The organism is Actinomadura rifamycini DSM 43936, from assembly GCF_000425065.1.
Classification (GTDB): Bacteria; Actinomycetota; Actinomycetes; order Streptosporangiales; family Streptosporangiaceae; genus Spirillospora; species Spirillospora rifamycini.
The window spans coordinates 143,086-160,350 of record NZ_AULB01000022.1 but is presented as its reverse complement, the minus strand read 5'-3'; the positions used below and the strand labels follow the sequence as shown (position 1 = coordinate 160,350).

At 75.8% G+C, this 17,265-nt stretch carries 16 protein-coding genes; 10 read left to right on the top strand and 6 right to left on the bottom strand.

The window, feature by feature from the left end:
• Nucleotides 1–330 (top strand): acyl-CoA dehydrogenase family protein (locus H505_RS0121860; protein ID WP_026403685.1); only part of this gene is annotated, 330 nt, incomplete at its 5' end.
• A gap of 8 nt (nucleotides 331–338) precedes the next feature.
• On the opposite strand, the gene H505_RS0121855 is transcribed toward H505_RS0121860, so the two are convergent.
• Entirely contained in the window at nucleotides 339–3,431 is a 3,093-nt protein-coding gene (locus tag H505_RS0121855; RefSeq protein WP_026403684.1) for an ATP-binding protein, read from the bottom strand.
• Nucleotides 3,432–3,707: 276 nt separating this feature from the next.
• On the opposite strand from H505_RS0121855, the gene H505_RS0121850 reads away from it, so the two are divergent.
• Entirely contained in the window at nucleotides 3,708–4,907 is a 1,200-nt protein-coding gene (locus H505_RS0121850) for an MFS transporter (protein ID WP_026403683.1), read from the top strand.
• A gap of 14 nt (nucleotides 4,908–4,921) precedes the next feature.
• Nucleotides 4,922–6,055, top strand: a complete 1,134-nt coding sequence (locus H505_RS0121845; RefSeq protein ID WP_245592601.1) for an alkene reductase — start codon at nucleotides 4,922–4,924, stop codon at nucleotides 6,053–6,055.
• Between the two features lie 63 nt (nucleotides 6,056–6,118).
• Here the strand turns inward: H505_RS0121845 and H505_RS47920 are convergent, their stop codons facing one another.
• The 3 genes from H505_RS47920 to H505_RS0121830 all read right to left on the bottom strand — a co-directional run bounded on the left by H505_RS47920 (nucleotide 6,119) and on the right by H505_RS0121830 (nucleotide 9,374).
• On the bottom strand, nucleotides 6,119–6,772 hold the full coding sequence (locus tag H505_RS47920; protein ID WP_051301007.1) for a hypothetical protein: 654 nt from the start codon (nucleotides 6,770–6,772) through the stop codon (nucleotides 6,119–6,121).
• 111 nt (nucleotides 6,773–6,883) lie between these two features.
• Nucleotides 6,884–7,669, bottom strand: a complete 786-nt coding sequence (locus tag H505_RS0121835) for a thioesterase family protein (RefSeq protein ID WP_026403681.1) — start codon at nucleotides 7,667–7,669, stop codon at nucleotides 6,884–6,886.
• Between the two features lie 28 nt (nucleotides 7,670–7,697).
• A complete protein-coding gene (locus H505_RS0121830) occupies nucleotides 7,698–9,374 on the bottom strand; it encodes an LCP family protein (RefSeq protein WP_026403680.1) in 1,677 nt (558 codons plus the stop codon).
• A gap of 246 nt (nucleotides 9,375–9,620) precedes the next feature.
• On the opposite strand from H505_RS0121830, the gene H505_RS43575 reads away from it, so the two are divergent.
• Nucleotides 9,621–10,691, top strand: a complete 1,071-nt coding sequence (locus tag H505_RS43575) for a glycosyltransferase family 2 protein (RefSeq protein WP_051301006.1) — start codon at nucleotides 9,621–9,623, stop codon at nucleotides 10,689–10,691.
• A gap of 242 nt (nucleotides 10,692–10,933) precedes the next feature.
• Nucleotides 10,934–11,671, top strand: a complete 738-nt coding sequence (locus H505_RS0121820; protein WP_125620021.1) for a hypothetical protein — start codon at nucleotides 10,934–10,936, stop codon at nucleotides 11,669–11,671.
• Nucleotides 11,672–11,731: 60 nt separating this feature from the next.
• Here the strand turns inward: H505_RS0121820 and H505_RS0121815 are convergent, their stop codons facing one another.
• The gene (locus H505_RS0121815; protein ID WP_026403678.1) at nucleotides 11,732–12,481 is read right to left on the bottom strand and encodes a glycerophosphodiester phosphodiesterase; all 750 of its coding nucleotides are present in this window, start codon (nucleotides 12,479–12,481) and stop codon (nucleotides 11,732–11,734) included.
• Nucleotides 12,478–13,179: an IspD/TarI family cytidylyltransferase gene (locus H505_RS0121810; protein ID WP_026403677.1), complete on the bottom strand. Its 702-nt coding sequence runs from the start codon at nucleotides 13,177–13,179 to the stop codon at nucleotides 12,478–12,480. The genes H505_RS0121815 and H505_RS0121810 overlap by 4 nt, the downstream gene beginning before the upstream one ends.
• A 118-nt stretch (nucleotides 13,180–13,297) precedes the next feature.
• On the opposite strand from H505_RS0121810, the gene H505_RS0121805 reads away from it, so the two are divergent.
• From H505_RS0121805 to H505_RS0121785, 5 genes are all read left to right on the top strand, one after another.
• A complete protein-coding gene (locus H505_RS0121805; protein WP_026403676.1) occupies nucleotides 13,298–13,939 on the top strand; it encodes a hypothetical protein in 642 nt (213 codons plus the stop codon).
• A complete protein-coding gene (locus H505_RS0121800) occupies nucleotides 13,936–14,535 on the top strand; it encodes a DUF5941 domain-containing protein (RefSeq protein ID WP_233617955.1) in 600 nt (199 codons plus the stop codon). The genes H505_RS0121805 and H505_RS0121800 overlap by 4 nt, the downstream gene beginning before the upstream one ends.
• Complete coding sequence (locus tag H505_RS0121795; RefSeq protein ID WP_026403674.1) at nucleotides 14,532–15,263, top strand: phosphocholine cytidylyltransferase family protein; 732 nt, start codon at nucleotides 14,532–14,534, stop codon at nucleotides 15,261–15,263. The genes H505_RS0121800 and H505_RS0121795 overlap by 4 nt, the downstream gene beginning before the upstream one ends.
• Nucleotides 15,264–15,350: 87 nt before the next feature.
• Nucleotides 15,351–16,424 (top strand): iron-containing alcohol dehydrogenase family protein, encoded by a 1,074-nt coding sequence (locus tag H505_RS0121790; protein ID WP_034519130.1) that lies wholly within the window; start codon nucleotides 15,351–15,353, stop codon nucleotides 16,422–16,424.
• Nucleotides 16,402–17,265 (top strand): CDP-alcohol phosphatidyltransferase family protein, encoded by an 864-nt coding sequence (locus tag H505_RS0121785; protein ID WP_026403672.1) that lies wholly within the window; start codon nucleotides 16,402–16,404, stop codon nucleotides 17,263–17,265. Before H505_RS0121790 ends, H505_RS0121785 begins: the two co-directional genes overlap by 23 nt.

Below are 17,265 nucleotides of genomic sequence, written 5' to 3'. Positions count from 1 at the left end.
GATTTCCAGGGTGTGCAGTTCATGCTGGCGGACATGGCGATGCGGCTGGAGGGTGCGCGTCAGCTGACGTATCACGCGGCGGTGAAGTCCGAGCGTGCGATGCGGGGTGAGAAGGTCGCGGATCTGACGTTCGTGTCGTCGGCGTGCAAGGCGCTGGCGTCGGATGTGGCGATGGACGTCACGACCGATGCGGTGCAGTTGCTGGGCGGGTACGGGTACACGCGGGACTTCCCGGTGGAGCGGATGATGCGCGACGCCAAGATCACGCAGATCTACGAGGGGACCAACCAGATCCAGCGGATGGTCATGGCCCGCCAGCTCCTCAAGTAGCGGGTCCCTCAGGCGACCGGACGCGCCGCGTCCGCCGGGGCGAGCGAAGAGCCCCGGCGGAACGCGGACGCGAACCTCTCCGCCCCCAGGACGGACGCCGCCGCCGCCTCGATCCGGCCCACGTCGCCGCGCTCGGCGAGCGGCAGCGGCGCGCCCGCGCCCCGCCGCGCCGCGTCCGCCGCGCCCAGCAGCTCGGCCGCCCGCTCGGCGTCGCCGTCCAGGACGCACGCGCCCGCCAGGCCCTCCAGGGACAGCGCGAGCATGCGCGGCTCCCCGACGGCCCGCGCGACCTCCAGGCCGCGGCGGTGGTGCGCGAAGGCCCGCGCCGCGTCCCCGCGCAGCTCGGCGACGAACCCGAGCTCCGCGAACAGCAGATGCTCCCCGATGTCGGACGACTCGTACCCGTCCCGGATCCGGTGCAGGTGCCGTTCGGCGGCGCCGAGGTCGCCCGCGCGGCGCGCTCCCAGCGCGAGCCCCATCAGAGCGTGCACCTCGCTGTACCGGAACCCCTGCTCCGCGGCCAGCCGCAGCGACCGCTCGTGCAGGTCGCGGGCCCGGTCGTGGTCCCCGGCGAGCAGCGCGAGCCGGCCGAGGCCGGACAGCCGGGCGGAGATCTCCGCCCGCAGCCCCAGCTCCTCGGCGATCGCGAGCCCCTCCCGCTGGAGCCGTCCGGCCGCGGCGTAGTCGCCCCTGATCTCGGCGAGGTCGGCGAGCGGCGACACGGTCTGCAACCGGCCCCACCGGTCCCCCAGCCCGCCGAACAGCTCCGCGGCCCGCGGGCCCGCCCGTCCGACGGTCGCCAGGTCGCCCCGGACGAACGCGAGCGTCGCCTCCAGCCCGTGCGCCGCCGCGACGCCCCACGGGTCGCCGAGCTCCTCGAACAGGGCGAGCGCGCGGGCGTTCGCCGCCGCCGCCTCGGCGCGGTCGCCCGCCTGGAACAGGGCGTACGCGCGGAGCCACCCGGCGCGGGCGCGCCGCGCCGGGTCCGCGATGCCGTCCCCGGGGGGCCCGGCGGCGCGGTCGCGGGTCAGCAGCCCGAACGCGTCCCGCAGGACGCGCGCCTCCGCGTCGTCCGGCGCGACGCCCAGCACCGCGTCCAGCGTGCGCCGCGCCTCGTGCAGCCGTCCGCGCAGCAGCCACCACCACGCCAGCGCCGTCGCCAGCCGCACCGCCTCGGCCGGGGCCGGCCGCCGCAGCGCCTCGTCCAGCGCGGCCCGCGTGTTCGCCGACTCGGCGTCCAGCCGGTCCAGCCACGCCCGCTGCCCGGCGCCCCGCAGGTGCCGCTCGGCGCGCTCGGCGAGGCCCAGGTAGTGGCGCAGGTGCCGGTCCCGGGCCGCGGCGGTCTCGCCCGCCTCCGCCAGCCGGTCCGCCGCGTACGCGGAGACCGACTCCAGCAGCCGGTACCGGGGCCCGGCCGCGCCCTCCGCCATCACGACGAGCGACCGGTCGACCAGGCGGCCCAGCACGTCCAGGACGTCCGCGCGCCGCACGCCCCCGGCCGCGCAGACCGCCTCCGCCGCGTCCAGGTCGCAGCCGCCCGCGTGCACCGCGAGCCGCCGCAGCACGGCGCGCTCGTCCGCGCCGAGCAGGTCCCAGCTCCAGTCGATCACCGCGCGCAGCGTGCGCTGCCGGGCGGGCGCGTCCCGCGACCCGCCGGTGAGCAGCCCGAACCGGTCCCCGAGCCGCGCCGCCAGCTCCCGCACCCCGAGGGACCGGACGCGCGTCGCCGCGAGTTCCAGCGCGAGCGGCACCCCGTCGAGCCGCGCGCAGATCTCCGCGACGGCCGCGCGGTCGGCGCCGTCCGGCGCGAACCCGGGCGCGGCCGCGGCGGCGCGCTCGGTGAACAGCCGCACGGCGTCGGCCTCCCCGAGGGGCCCGACCGCGTACACCGTCTCGCCGGTGAGCCCGAGCGGCTCCCGCCCGGTCGCCAGGATCGCGGGCCCGGGGGCGCCGCGCAGCAGGAACGCGGCGAGTTCGGCGGCCGGTTCGACGACGTGCTCGACGTTGTCGAGGACCAGCAGCAGCCGCCGGTCCCGCAGCGCCGCCGCGAGCCGGTCGGCCGGGCCGGCGGGCGCGCCGGACGGCTCGTCCCGCACGCCGAGGACGTCCGCGACCGCCTGCGCGAGCGCCGCCGCGTCCCCGCGCCGCCCCGCGAGCTCCACCAGCCACACGCCGTCCGGGAACCCGCCCGCCAGCCGGTCCGCGGCCGCCAGCGCCAGCCGCGTCTTCCCGACCCCGCCCGGCCCCGTCAGCGTCACCAGCCGGGACGAGCCGGCGAGCCGGGCGACGTCGTCGACGCACGCGTCGCGGCCGACGAGCGCGGTGAGCGGCACCGGCAGCCGCGGGCGCGCCGGGGCCGGCGGCGCGAGCGACGCGTCCTGCCGCAGGATCGCTTCGTACAGGTCGGCCAGCTCGCGGCCCGGGTCGACGCCCAGTTCGTCTGCCATCAGCGTCCGCAGCTCGGTGTAGGACTCCAGCGCCTCGCTCTGCCGCCCCGCCCTGTACAGGGCCCGCATCTGGACCGCCCGGAGCCGCTCCCGCAGCGGGTGCCGCGCCACCAGGCCGCCCAGCTCCCCGGCCAGCAGCGTGTGCTCGCCCGCCGCCAGCCGCGCCTCGGCCTGCTCCTCCAGCACGGCGAGCCGCTGGTCGTCGAGCCGCTCCGCCGCCGGACGCGCGAACGGCGCGTCCGCGACGTCGGCGAACGCGGGCCCCCGCCACAGGTCGAGCGCCGCGGTGAGCTGCGCGGCCCGCGGCCGCGGATCGTCCACGGCGCGGGCACCGGCGGCGAGCGCCCGGAACCGGTCCGCGTCCACCTCGTCGCCGGGCCGGTCGAGGACCAGCCGGTACCCGTTCGCCTCCCGCACCACGCGGTCGCGCCCGAGCGCCCGCCGCAGCTGCGACACCTTCGCCTGCAGCGCGTTCGCCGGGTCGCCGGGCAGCGCGCCGCCCCACAGGTCGTCGATCAGCCGGTCGGCCGGGACGGGACGCCCCTCGTGGACGAGCAGGTCCGCGAGCAGCGCCCGCACCTTCGTCTCCCGGATGTGCACCTGCGTCCCCGCACCGTCCCACACCGCCACGGGACCGAGCACACCGAAACGCATCCGAGGAGTTTATTGCGGCCCTGTGTTCGTTCGCGTCGCCCTCGGCGTCAGGCCCCAGGGGGCCTTCCTTCAACGGGCTTGGCGGCTCGCTGCGCGATCAGGTTCTCGCTTCGCTCGAACTTGCCTTCGGACGCGATCGCCGTTGGTCCGTCCGCTCTGGCTGGGGTTATGGATGGGGCGGGTGGCTTCGGGCGGGGCGTCAGCGGAGCGTCAGGGGATCCGAAGCCCGGCCCGGCATGGTCGTTCCCCGTACCGACCACGAAGGAAACGATCACCATGCGGACTGCGGAACGGGCCGCCGGGCCGGCCGGATCCGAAAGCTCCCCCCGGCTGCCGATGGGCGCGCTCCTGGCGCTGGCCACGGCCGTCTTCATCACCAGCCTCACCGAGACGCTCCCCGCGGGACTGCTGCCCGCGATGAGCGGCGACCTGCGCGTCGGCGAGTCCGCCGCCGGGCAGACCGTGACGGTCTACGCGATCGGCACGGCGCTCACCGCCGTGCCGCTGACCGCCGCGACGGCGGCGTGGCGGCGCAAGGCGCTGCTGCTGGCGACCGCCGCCGGGTTCGCCGTCGCCAACACCGTCACGGCGCTGTCCGCCTCCTACCCGCTGACGATGGCGGCGCGGTTCGCCGCCGGGGTCGCGGCCGGGCTCGCCTGGGCGCTGCTGGCGGGCTACGCCCGGCGGCTCGCGCCGCCGGGCCTCGAAGGCCGGGCCATCGCGATCGCGATGGCGGGGATCCCGGTCGCGCTGTCGCTCGGCGTCCCGGCGGGCACCTTCCTCGGTGCGGCCGCGGGCTGGCGGGCCGCGTTCCTGCTGATGACCGGGCTCACGCTCGTCCTGATCGGCTGGATCGCCGCGGCCGTGCCCGACTTCCCCGGACGCCGCGCGGACGAGCGGGGCCCGAAGGCGAACCCGCTGCGCGTCCCCGGGGTCGCGCCCGTCCTGTTCGTCACGCTCGTGTTCGTCCTCGCCCACACGATCCTCTACACCTATATCGCGACGTTCCTCGACGGCGCCGGGATGGGCGGCTCGACCGACGTCGTCCTGCTGGTGTTCGGCGCCGCGTCCCTCGCCGGGATCTGGATCGTCGGCGCGCACATCCACCGCCGCCTCCGCGCGCTCACCATCGCCGCGACGCTGCTCGTGGGCGCCGGCGCCGCCGTCCTGGCCCTCGCGGCGGACGAACCCGCGCTCGTCCACCTCGCCGCCGCGCTGTGGGGGCTCGGCTGGGGCGGCGCCCCGACCCTGCTGCAGACGGCCGCCGGGAACGCGGGCGGCGACGCCGCCGACGCGGCCCAGGCCATGCTCGTCACCCTCTGGAACGCCGCCATGGCGGGCGGCGGCATCGCCGGCGGCCTCCTCCTCGGCGCCTTCGGCGCCGGCTCGTTCCCGTGGGGGACGCTCGCCCTCCTCGCCCCCGCGCTCGCCGCCGTCCTGGCGGCCCGCGCCCACGGATTCCCCGCCCACCGCTGAAAAAGGAGACGACCATGACGCACGAGAGCATGACGCACGAGACCCTGCACCCCGAGCTCCTCGCCCCGACCCGCCTCGCCGGCCTGGCCCTGCCGAACCGGCTGGTCATGGCCCCGATGACCCGGAACCGCGCGGGCGCCGACGGCGTCCCGGGCGACCTCATGGCGACGTACTACGCGCAGCGCGCCGCCGCCGGGCTGATCGTCGCCGAGGCCGCCACCCCGAACGCCGTCGGCCAGACGTACCCGAACATCCCGGCGATCCACGCGCCGGAGCACGTCGCGGGCTGGCGCCGCGTCACCGCCGCCGTCCGCGGCGCGGCCCCCGACCCGGACGGCGGCCGCATGTTCCTGCAGCTCCAGCACGGCGGCCGCGTCGGGCACCCCGACAACTCCGGGCTGCACCCGGTCGCGCCCTCGCCCGTCCCGCTCCCGGAGCCGATCCACACGCCGTCCGGCCCGCGGCCGCCCGTCGTCCCCCGGGAGATGGCGGACGACGACGTCCGCGCGACCGTCGCGGACTTCGCCGCCGCCGCGCGCAACGCGATCGACGCGGGCTTCGCGGGCGTCGAGGTGCACTCGGCCAACGGCTACCTGCTGCACCAGTTCCTCGCCTCGAACACCAACCGCCGCACCGGCCCGTACGGCGGGTCCGTCGAGGGCCGGATCCGGTTCACGACCGAGGTGACGCGGGCCGTCGCGGACGCCGTCGGCGCGGACCGCGTCGGCGTGCGGATCTCGCCGGGGGGCACCGCGAACGGCATCCGCGAGGACGACGCCGACCGGGTGTACCCCGCGCTCGTCCGGGCCCTCGCCGAGATCGGCCCCGCCTATCTGCACGTCGTCTACGCCGACCCCGCCGACCCGCTGTTCCGCACCGTCCGCGGCCTGTGGCCCGGGACGCTGATCGCGAACCCCAGGCTGCCGGACCTCACCACCGCCGACGTCGTCCGCGAGTCCGGGCGGCTCGCCGGCGCGGGCGCCGACCTGGTGGCGCTCGGCCGCCCCTTCCTCGCCAACCCCGACCTCGTCGAGCGGCTCCGCCGCGGCGCGCCGCTCAACGCGGTGCGGGAGGGCCATCTGATGTACACGGGCGGCGCGACCGGCTACACCGACTACCCGGCCCTCGGGGCGCCCGCCCTCGCCTGAGCGCCGCCCCTGGACGCCGCGCCGCCCTCGTCCGCCGGACGGACGAGGGCGGCGCGGCGTTCGTCACTGCCGGTTCGCAGGCTTGTCCTCCGCGGGCTCGGTGTCCGCGGGCTTGGTGTCCGCAGGCTTGTCCTCCGCGGGCTTCTGCTCCGCGGGCTTGGCGTCCGCGGGCTTGTCCGCTGCGGGCTTCTTCTCCGCGAGCTTGCCCGCGTCCCGGTGGCGGAGCTTGAGGACGAGCTCGCCCTCCTCCGTCATGCGCGGCCGCAGCGTGAGCCCGCTCCAGTGGATCTGCGTGCTCGTGATCCCGGTCATGATCGTGGTCGTCGCCCGCGTCCCGTCGTCCTGGCGCGTGAACGTGACGAGGCCGCCGTCGATCCCGACGCCGATCGGGCCCATCCGGAACCGGTCGTCGAGCTTGATCACATCGCCGTCCTGCACGATGACCTCGCACTTGCCGTCGGTGCAGGCGGCGAGGTCCCTGCCGTCCGCCGCGGCGGCCTTCGCCGGTTTCGCGGCCGACTTCGGCCCCGGAGGCGGCTCGGGCGGCGCGGGCGGCGCGGGCACCACGGGCGGGTTGGGCGCCGCCACGGCCGCCGCGGGGACGGTGTCCGCCCCGAGCGTGGCCGGTGCATCGCCGAGCGCGGCGGCGGCGAAACCGCCGAGCGCGAACGCGGCGACGGCGGTCGAGGTCAGCAGACCGAGATTCCTGGTCGACATGGTGTGCACTCCTGACGGTCGCACTACGGCATCACTCTGTATGCCTCTCATCACAGAGAGTAAGCGATCGTCCCGGAATCATGATCGACTGGGGGTGGCTCCGGCGTGTGGTCAGCGGGGGAGAGCGTCCACGAACATCGTCTGCAGCACGCGTCCGATGTCGCCGGACGCGTCCGCCAGCGTGCCCTCGCACAGCGCGCCGCCGCCCGGCGAGACCTGCAGCGACCCGGCCAGGCACAGCCACTCGCCGGCGGGGTCGCGGTGCAGCGCCACGGTCAGGTCCGTGTTGATCACCTGCCACGCCGTCATGTCGATCTCGCTGCCCACGCCCGACACGCTGTCGGACAGGACGAGCGCCCGCACCAGCGGCGTGTCGTCCTCCCCGGCGACGAGCGGCACCCGCGACCGCGCCCACGTCGTGGCGGGGCCGGGCGCGGAGAACGAGCCCTCGACGAGGCGCCACTCCATCGCCGAGAGGTAGCCGTCCATGTGGGCGCCCGCCCACGCCTCCAGGGGGCCGGACCCGGCGGGCAGCGGCGGCGGGGGCGGCGTGCGGACGATCGGCGCGACGCCGTCCGGCGCCCGCAGCGTCCGCCACGCGGTCGCCCGCACCACCGGGCGCCCCTCGTGGGCCAGCTCCGCCTCCAGCAGCGTGACGCGCCGCCCCGGGCGGACGGTCCGCACCGCGACGCCCAGCGGCGCGACCGGCACCGGGCCGAGGATCTCCATCGTCATCCGCGCCACCCGGGTGCCCGGGACCGGCTCGTGCCGCTCGAAGGCCCGGCCGACCAGCCCGGCGACCGGCCCGGCGTGCTGGAACTCCGGCGACCACGGCCCCGCGGTCGCGGGAGTGGAGGCGAACCCGCCGTCGGCCAGCGGCTCGTAGAACCCGTCCACAACGGCTCCTTTCGACTAGAACCGAATTCTAGCCGCAGAGCTTCTGGGTCCCCGTCTCGACGGACGTGTCCGCGCTCGGCGACGGCGTCGGCTCCGCCGACTCGACCTTCACCTTCTCGACGCCGTCCCAGTCGCCGCCCACGTACACCTGGATCTCCGCCTGGAGCTCGTCCAGCTTCTTCAGCTTCGCGCCCGGCAGCGCCTTGGCCAGCGTCTTCGCCGCCTCCGCCCGGGACGGCCCGTACCGGATCTCCGTCGTCTGCAGGCCGCGCCGCGCCAGCCCCGGCACGACGCTCGCCTCGAAGCCCGCCTCCTCCAGCTGCCGTCCGGCCTCCGTCGCCAGGCCCTGCGTCCCGATCGCGTTCAGCACCCGCACCGAGATGTCCTCCGGCGGCACCGTCAGCCGGTCCTCGGGCTTCCGCGTCGGGGACGGCGTGGACGGCGCCGGCTTCGGCGCCTCCAGCCGCCGGTCGCCCTCGATCTTCTGGAACAGCTCCCGCGCCGGCTCCTCGTCCCACTTCACCGTCGACTGCGGGGCCGCCGCGTTCCACAGCGTGGCCTGGTGGTCCGGGTTCTCCAGCGGCACCTTCGCGAACGTCAGGTCGTCGGTCGACAGCTCGCGCATCTCGTCGACCATCTTCGGCAGGTCCTCGGCGAGCTGGTCGTCCACCGTCAGCGTGCCCAGCGCCGCGTCCAGGAACTTCGTCGACTTCACCGGGTTCCGCAGCGTCTCCGTCGACATCGCCTGCCGCATCAGCGCCGCCAGGAACTGCTGCTGCCGGTCGATCCGGCCGAGGTCGCTGCCCCCGGTCAGCGAGTACCGGGTGCGGGCGAACGCGAGCGCCTTCATCCCGTCCAGGTGCGACTTCCCGGCGGCCAGCCGCAGCCCGCTCTTCGGGTCGTCGACGGGCTGCTCGACGCACACGTCCACGCCGCCCAGCGCGTCGACCATCTTCACGAACCCGTAGAAGTTGACCTCGACGTAGTGGTCGATCGACACGCCCGTCGCGCGCTTCACCGTCTTCACCGCGAGGCTCGCCCCGCCGAACTGGTACGCCCACGTCAGCTTGCCCGGACGCGCCGGCACCTTCTGCCCCTTCGCGCCCTCCGACCCGTTCGACTCGTGCGCCGGGATCGTCACGTACGAGTCCCGCGGCAGGCTCACGACCGAGACCCGCTTCCGGTCGCCCGACACGTGCAGCAGCATCATCGTGTCCGAGCGCTCGCCCGGGAACTTGCCCAGCTTCGCGGCCTTGATCTGCTCCTTCGACAGCCCGTCGCGCCGGTCGACCCCCGCGATCAGCACCGTCATCGGGCCCTCGACGCCCCCGGCGTCCTTGTCCAGGCCGTCGATCGAGATCTTGTCGATCGCGCCCGTCACGTAGTTCTGGAACGCCCACGCCCCACCGGACGTGAGCAGCACGAACGCCGACATCCCCGCCGTGACCGCCAGCAGCCGCCGCTGCCGCCGCGCGCTCGACGCGGCCCGCGGGCTCAGCCGCGGCCCCGGTCGGCGCGGCCCCCGCGGGCCCTCCACCGGCACCCGCGGCGCGGGCATCCCGTCGATCGTCACGCCGTCGATGTCGCCGTCGTCGCCGTCCGCCCGCCCGTCCGCGCCCGGCCGGGGCCGGAAGTAGCGCTCCAGCGGGTCGGCGTCACCGTCGGCGAACGGGTCGTCGCGACCCGGGCCGTGCCCGTCCGTCATGCCGCCGCCGCCTCCCGAAGAACGTCGTCGGATGTGCTGGGTGAGTCTCGACCACCTTAAAGTGGGGAACACCCGACTCACCGCCATCTGGACCGCGTGTCCTTGCGGTAACGTAACGCCGTCCTGACCACACCCCGGCGGCCCCGCACGCGAACCTGGGCGACGTGGGCTGCGTCGGACAAGCGAGCAAGAGAGAGGAAGGGGGGCCTCCTCCGGCCTGCTCCGGCCGGATGCGCCCGCGAGCCCATGAACCCGTCTCCCCATGCGCAGCGCGCCGCGCAGCACGCGCCACGGACCAGCACCGACGCCGGCGGACGCACCTGGCCCGCGGTGTCGGTGGTGATGCCCGTCCTCAACGAGCAGCGGCACCTCACCGACGCCGTGCGCCGCATCCTGACCCAGGACTACCCGGGCGAGCTCGAACTCGTGCTCGCCCTCGGGCCGTCCCGCGACCGCACCGACGACATCGCCCACCGGCTCGCCGCCGAGGACCCGCGCATCGTCGTGGTGTCCAACCCGACCGGCCGGACGCCGCAGGGCCTCAACATCGCGATCAAGGCGTCGCAGTACTCGATCATCGTCCGGGTGGACGGGCACTCGCTGCTGCCGCCCGACTACGTCCGCGCCGCCGTCGAGACGATGGAGGAGACGGGCGCCGACAACGTCGGCGGCATCATGGCCGCCGAGGGCACCACCCCGTTCGAGCAGGCCGTCGCGCGCGCGATGACGTCCAAGCTCGGCGTCGGCAACGCCCGCTTCCACACCGGCGGCGAGGCCGGCGAGGTCGAGACCGTCTACCTCGGGACGTTCCGGCGCAGCGCCCTCGACCGGGTCGGCGGCTACGACGAGACGTTCACCCGCGCGCAGGACTGGGAGATGAACCACCGCATCCGGCAGACCGGCGGGCGGATCTTCTTCACCCCGCGGATGCGCGTCACCTACCGGCCCCGGCCCGACCTGCGCGCCCTCGCCAAGCAGTACTTCCAGACCGGCCGCTGGCGCCGCGTCGTCGGCCGCGAGCACGCCGGCACCCTCAACCTGCGCTACCTCGCGCCGCCCATCGCCGTGGTGGCGATGACGGCGGGCGCCGTCGCCGGGGCGTTCGGGTTCTGGCCCGGCTGGATCCTGCCCGGCGGGTACGCGCTCGCGATGGTCGCGGGCGCGGCCGTCGAGGGCCGCGGGCTGCCGCCCGCCGCGTGGGTGCGGCTCCCGCTCGTCTTCGCGACCATGCACGTCACCTGGGGCGTCGGCTTCCTGACGAGCCCGCCGCGGCTCGGCCAGCCGACCCCGGCGAAGCCCGGCGAGCCCGTCGTCTGACCGCCGGCCGGACGACCGCGTCCGCCGGGGCGCGGGCGTCCCTCCCACGGCGATCGGCCCGGCCGACGGCCGGACCGGAGCGCCGGCCGACGGTCGGGCGGCCGGCGGCCGCTTCCGCCCGGGCGGGAGCGAATGGGGGTATCTTTCGGACATCTTGGGCGGAACCGGGGGTGTGCCCGGGGCCGTCTCAGGGTTACGGTGGCGAGACCCCGCCACCGGCCCGGCGCCCTGGAGGTGGCCCGATGTCCAATGGAGCACGTCACGCGCTCGGCGGCCTGATCGGCGTGGTCCTGGCCCCGCTGATCCCCTTGGTCCTGCTGTACGGCGTCTACCAGATGCACCGTTCCGTGGGACGCGTGGCGGCCACGTTCGGCGGGGACGCGGGCTCGGAGCGCTGGCTCGGCGCGGCGCTGCTGCTGGGCACGGCCGTGCTGGTCGCCCTCGCCGTCGCGCCCCGCGTGTCGCCGCTCGCCTCGCTGCTCCCCGGCCTCCTGCTCACGGCCGTCGGCGGCGTGTGGATCGTCGACCCCGGCTGGATGCTGCGGCAGCAGTTCACGCGGGACGTCCTTCCCGGCGATCTCGAACTGCCCTACATCGGCATCGCCGGCCCGTACGGCGTCCTGCTGCTGCTCGGGCTGGTGCTCCTCGCGGCGTCGGTGATGCCGAGCCGGTGGGCCGGCCGCGCCGCCGCGCCGCGTCCGCTGGGGCCGCCGCCCGCGCCGGTGGGCGGGCCGCCGCCGATGCCGGGCGCCGGGGCGCCGCGGCCGCAGGAGCGGCCGGAGCCGTTCGCCCCGTCGTTCACGCAGCCGCCGGGGCAGCCGCAGCCGCCGGGGCCGGCGCGGCCCCAGGAGCCGCAGACGCCGCCGTCCGGGGCCGTCCCCTTCGGGCGCGAGGGCGACCGTCCCGAGCCGTACCGCGGGCAGGGCGAGGGCGGCGAGTGGACCCGCATGTACGGGGACGACGACCTGCGCGGGCGCTAGCCGGAAACCGGGCCACGGAGACCGGCCCCGCCGGGGCGGGCCACGCGCCCGGTTCGGCGGTCAGAGCGCGGCGAGGACGCCCGGGACGTCGTTGACGACCATCGCGTCGATGCCCGCCTCCGCGTAGCGCGGCGCGTGCTCGGCCGTCGGGCACCAGGCGACGACCTCCAGGCCCGCCTTGTGCGCCGCGTTCACGCAGTGGTCCAGCGGACGCAGCCGGGTGTCGGGGTGCTCGAACCCGCACGACCCCGTGTGAACCGCCACCGCCTGCAGCCCCAGCCCCGCCGCCGCCGGGACGGCGTGCCACAGCGGGAACCGCAGCCACGTCAGCAGCCCGAGCGGGACGCCCGGCACCTCGTCCCGCAGGAACGCCAGCAGCGCCGGGTCGAACGACGTCACCAGCAGCGGCCGCCGCCGCGCCTCCCGCCGCAGCAGCGGGACCAGCAGCGCGCCCGTCCGCCGGTCCGGGTCGTCCAGCGCGTCCTCCAGGACGGTCTTCACGTCCACGTCCACCGCGACGTGCGGCGGCAGCGCGTCGAGGACGTCCGCGAGGCGCGGCAGGCCGCTGTCGGTCGCGGGCAGGTCGACGACGTGCGACCCGTCCGGGATCGTCGGGTCGTGCCGCAGGACGAGATGGTCGTCGCCCGTCCGCGTCACGTCGAGCTCCACCCACGACAGGCCCGCGTCCACGGCGGCCAGCATCGACTCCAGCGTGTTCTCCGCCACCGTCCGGCCCGTCCCGGGGACCGGCTGGTCGCCCGACCCGAAACCGCGGTGGCCGATGATCGTGGGGGTGCTCTCGAAGATCACGGATTCTCCTCCGCGGCGATGTGCTCGGCGAGCGCGATGTCCAGCGGACGCGTGACCTTCAGGTTCCGGTCGTCGCCCGCCACCACGCGGATCGGCACCTCCGGCAGGTAGCGGTGCACGATCCCGCAGTCGTCGGTCGCGGCCAGCTCCGGATCCGCCAGCGCGATCTCGTACGCCTTGCGGATCGTGCCGAGCACGAACCCCTGCGGCGTCTGGAACCGGCTCATCGTCTCCCGGGGCGGCATCGACGCGACCAGGCCGTCCGCCACCACGACGACCGTGTCGGGGCTCGGCACCCCCACCGCGACCGCCGCGTCGTCCTCCAGGGCGTCCAGCACGCGGTCGATCACGGCGGCGCCGACGAACGGGCGGGCCGCGTCGTGGAACAGCACCCGCGCGTCGTCCGGCCGCCCGGCCAGCGCCTCCAGCGCCGCCACCGTCGACCCGGTACGCGTGTCGCCGCCCGCGATCACGCCCGTGACCTTGCCGAACGGCGCGACGATCGTCCCGGCCGCGCGCAGGTGCCCGGACGCCATGACGACCAGCACCTCGTCGATGCGCGGATGCCCGTCGAACGCGGCGACGGCACGGCCCAGGATCGGCCGGCCGCCGACCTCGATGAGCTGCTTGGGGCGCCCCGCGCCCAGCCGCGCGCCGACACCTCCGGCGAGCACCACCGCGACCGTCCGCGTACCCATGTCTCCCCGTTCTCGACACAACCGGTCACCGAAGCATTACGCTCTGCCATGACCGTACGGCTCACGCTCAACGTACCGGACCCGCGGGCCTCCGGCCCGCCCGAACCGAGAGGCGACCGTGGAGCAGCAGACGGTGCGCCGCGCAGCCCGCTGGGGCCTCACCCCCGGTACGACGGCGCCGATCTCCCTGGGCCTCGCCGTGCTGGCCGCCGTCTGGTTCTCGGACGCCGCCCGCACCGGGGCCGTCGCGGGCGCGCTGCTGCTCGCCGCGACCGTCGTGCTGGCCCGCGTCGACGCCGCCCTCGCCCGCGCGGGCGCCGCGACGCGGCGGCAGGTGTGGCGGTCGGCGCTGCTGCGCCGGGCCGAGGAGGCGATCGTCTACGCGGGCCTCGCGGCCGGGGCCGCCGCCGGTCCCGCCGCCGGCGGCGCCGGACCGCTCGCCTCCGCCGGGACGGTCGCGCCCGGCGGGCCCGCCGGGGTGTGGGGGGCGGCCGCGCTCGCGCTCGTCCTGCCCGCCCTCGGCCGGACGATCGCCGCGTCCTTCGCGGCCCGCCACCCCGCCGCGGTCCCCGGCCGCCCCACCGGCCTCGCGAGGCTCGTCGTGCTGCCGCGCCCCGAACGGTTCGCGCTCGTCTCCGTCACGGCCGCGCTCGGCGACCCGGTCCTCGTCTTCACGGTCCTCACCGCGTGGGGCGCCGTCGCGGTCGCCGCCGTCCTGGCCGGATGCCTCCTCCGCTCCCTGTGGCCGGTGACCCCGTGAACGGCGCGATCCTGCGCGTCTACCGGGACGACGGGCCGCTGGCGCGCGCGCTGGGCGTGCTGGCGCGCGGGGGGCTCCCGCCCGTGCCCGGAGCCGTCGGCGCGGCCGTCCTGACGACCGTCCTGTTCGCGGCGGGCGAGGGCGGGAACCCGTCGCCGGCGCTGTTCGCGCCGGTCATCGCGGTGCTGCTGATCGGTCCCGCGTCGGCGCACCCGCACACCGGCAGGCTCGACTGGACGGCGCCGCCCATGATCCGCGGGATCGAGTATGGTTACCTCACCGTGTTGGGGTTCGCGCACGCTGTGGCGGCGCCGCTCGTCTTCGCGCTCGTCGCCCTCCTCGCGCTCCACCACCACGACACCGTGCACCGCACCCGCAGGGGGCCGCGGCGGCAGCGGCTCCTTCGCGCCGGGCTCGGCTGGGAGGGGCGGATGCTCATCGTGGCCTGCGGGGGCCTCTCCGGGAGCCTCCCGTTCGCGTACGCTGCCCTGGCCGCCTACCTTGGCGTGTTGTTCGGCGGCGAGGGCGTCGCCGCGTGGGCGCGGGCCGGATCCGGCGGACGCGTGCACGTCGACCTGAAGGAAGAGGAAGCATGATCGGCATGGTGCTGGCGGCGGGCGCGGGCCGGAGGCTGCGGCCCTACACCGACACGCTGCCCAAGGCTCTGGTCCCCGTCGACGGGGAGACCACCATCCTGGACATCGCCCTCGGCAACCTCGCCGAGGTCGGGCTGACCGACGTGGTGATCGTCGTCGGCTACTGCGCGGGCGCGGTCGAGGAGCGCAAGGCCGCCCTGGAGGAGCGGTACGGCGTCTCGATCACCCTGGTGCACAACGACAAGGCCGAGGAGTGGAACAACGCCTACTCCATGTGGCTGGCGCGGGAGCACTTCTCCAAGGGCGTCCTCATGGTCAACGGCGACACGGTCCATCCGGTGAGCGTCGAGAAGACCCTACTCGCGCACCGCGGACCGGACATCCTCCTCGCCGTGGACGACGTGAAAACGCTCGGTGACGAGGAGATGAAGGTCATCCTCGACGGCGAGGGGCACCTCAAGACCATCACGAAGCTGATGGACCCGGCGTCCGCCAACGGCGAGTACATCGGCGCCACCCTCATCGAGCCCGCCGCCGCCGACGCGCTCGCCGACGCGCTGAAGGCCACCTGGGAGAGCGACCCCGACCAGTACTACGAGGACGGCTACCAGGAGCTCGTCGACCGGGGCGGCAGCATCGCGATCGCCCCCATCGGCGACGTGCAGTGGGTCGAGGTCGACAACCACGACGACCTCGAGAAGGCCCGCACGATCGCCAAGACGTACTGAGCGGGCGCGCCTGACGGCAGGCGGCCGACGGCAGAGACACGAAGGGCCCGCGTCCCGGGCGGCGCGGGCGACCGAGCGAGGAGGCCCATGCCCCTGCTGACGCGGATGCTGAACGCGCCGCTGTCCATCGACGTGCGGCGCGGAGCCGTCGCCGCGCTGGGCGAGCTGCTGGCCGACGGGCGCATCGCCACCGAGGGACGGGTCGCGATCGCGGTCGGCCCCGGCCAGGGCGACCAGATCGCCGAGCACGTCCGGCCGTCCCTCGCCGCCTGCGAGGTGTTCCAGGTGGCGGGCGCCACCGTCGACGCGGCCGTCGACCTCGCCGCGAAGCTGCGCGGCGGGTCCTACGAGGCCGTCGTCGGCATCGGCGGCGGCCGGACGATCGACGCGACCAAGTACGCCGCGACCCTGTCGGGCATCCCGATGGTGTCGGTCGCGACGAACCTGTCCCACGACGGGATCTGCTCGCCCGTCGCGTCCCTCGTCCACGACAAGGGCAAGGGCTCGTTCGGCGTCGTGATGCCCCTCGCCATGGTCGTCGACCTCGACTACGTGCGCGCCGCGCCCGAACGGCTCGTCCGCGCCGGGATCGGCGACGTCCTCAGCAACTTCTCCGCCGTGGACGACTGGCTCCTCGCCTCCGCCGAGTGCGGCGAGCGCGTCGACCGGATGGCGCTCACCGTCGCCCGCACCGCCGCCGAGGCGCTCCTGCACCAGCCGGAGTCCATCGAGTCCGACCGGTTCCTCACCGTCCTCGCCGAGAGCCTCGTGCTGTCCGGCATGGCGATGGCGTTCGCCGGCGACTCCCGCCCGGCGTCCGGCGGCGACCACGAGATCCTGCACGCCGTCGACCAGCTCTTCCCCGGCACCGCCAACCACGGCGAGCTCGCCGGCATCGGCGCCGCGTTCACCTACCACCTGCGCGTCCTGCACCTCGGCGAGGGCGCCGAACGGCTCGCGGAGATCCTCGCCTGCCTCGACCGGCACAAGCTGCCCCGGCTGCCCGGCGACGTCGGGCTGACCGTCGACCAGTTCACCGAGGCGGTCCAGTACGCCCCGCGGACCCGCCCCGGCCGCTACACGATCCTGGAGCATCTGGGTCTCGACGCCGACGAGACCCGCAAGGCGGTGGAAGACTATGTCCAGGCCCACGGAGGCTGACGTGCCCGCGCCCGCCGCGGAGCCCGAGCGGCCCGGCGACGACCGTCCGTCCCGCCGCAGCGCCCGCGTCGCGGACGTCCGCGCCCACGGCCAGCCGCCCGGCCTCAAGGAGCGGCGCAACGAGGAGCACTGGGCGGGCCGCCTCTACATGCGGTCGCTCTCCCCGTACTTCGCGTGGATCGCCCTCCGCCTCGGGTTCAGCCCCAACCAGCTGACCTACCTGATGATGCTCAGCGGCATCGCCGCGGGCGCCGTCGTCTCGCTGCCGCTCCCACCGCTGTGGACGGCCGTCGGCGGCGCCGTCCTCATCCAGGTCTACCTGCTCCTCGACTGCGTGGACGGCGAGGTCGCCCGCTACCTGCGGCAGACGTCCGTCGCCGGGGTGTTCCTCGACCGCATCGGCCACTACCTGTCCGAGGTGTCGCTGCTCGTCGGCCTCGGCTTCGCCGCCCAGGGCGGCTGGGAGACCGGCGGCTACGTCGAGCTCGGCATGCTCGCCGCCCTCGGCGCCGCGCTCATCAAGGCCGAGACCGACAACGTCGTCGTCGCCCGCGCCAAGTCGGGCCTGGCCGCCGACCCGTCCGGCGGCGACCGCGCGCTGCGCCCCCGCTCCACCCGCATCGCGCTCGCCCGGCAGGCCGCGTCCATGCTCCGCTTCCACCGGATCATCGGCGCCGTCGAACTCTCCCTGCTGATCCTCGCCGCCGCCGCGCTCGACACCGTCCTCGGCAGCGAGACCCCCGCCGCGATCCGCGTCCTCACCGTCGCCGTCGCCGCCGTGGCCGTCGTGCAGACCCTCCTGCACCTGGTGAGCATCCTCGCCTCCCGGAGACTGAAGTGA

Coding starts and splice junctions, on each gene's coding strand:
- H505_RS0121845 (WP_245592601.1), top strand. CDS start 4,922: ATGACGCACGAGAGCATGACGCACGAGACCCTGCACCCCGAGCTCCTC.
- H505_RS47920 (WP_051301007.1), bottom strand. CDS start 6,772: ATGTCGACCAGGAATCTCGGTCTGCTGACCTCGACCGCCGTCGCCGCG.
- H505_RS0121810 (WP_026403677.1), bottom strand. CDS start 13,179: ATGGGTACGCGGACGGTCGCGGTGGTGCTCGCCGGAGGTGTCGGCGCG.
- H505_RS0121820 (WP_125620021.1), top strand. CDS start 10,934: ATGTCCAATGGAGCACGTCACGCGCTCGGCGGCCTGATCGGCGTGGTC.
- H505_RS0121795 (WP_026403674.1), top strand. CDS start 14,532: ATGATCGGCATGGTGCTGGCGGCGGGCGCGGGCCGGAGGCTGCGGCCC.
- H505_RS0121850 (WP_026403683.1), top strand. CDS start 3,708: ATGCGGACTGCGGAACGGGCCGCCGGGCCGGCCGGATCCGAAAGCTCC.
- H505_RS0121830 (WP_026403680.1), bottom strand. CDS start 9,374: ATGACGGACGGGCACGGCCCGGGTCGCGACGACCCGTTCGCCGACGGT.
- H505_RS0121785 (WP_026403672.1), top strand. CDS start 16,402: ATGTCCAGGCCCACGGAGGCTGACGTGCCCGCGCCCGCCGCGGAGCCC.
- H505_RS43575 (WP_051301006.1), top strand. CDS start 9,621: ATGAACCCGTCTCCCCATGCGCAGCGCGCCGCGCAGCACGCGCCACGG.
- H505_RS0121790 (WP_034519130.1), top strand. CDS start 15,351: ATGCCCCTGCTGACGCGGATGCTGAACGCGCCGCTGTCCATCGACGTG.
- H505_RS0121855 (WP_026403684.1), bottom strand. CDS start 3,431: ATGCGTTTCGGTGTGCTCGGTCCCGTGGCGGTGTGGGACGGTGCGGGG.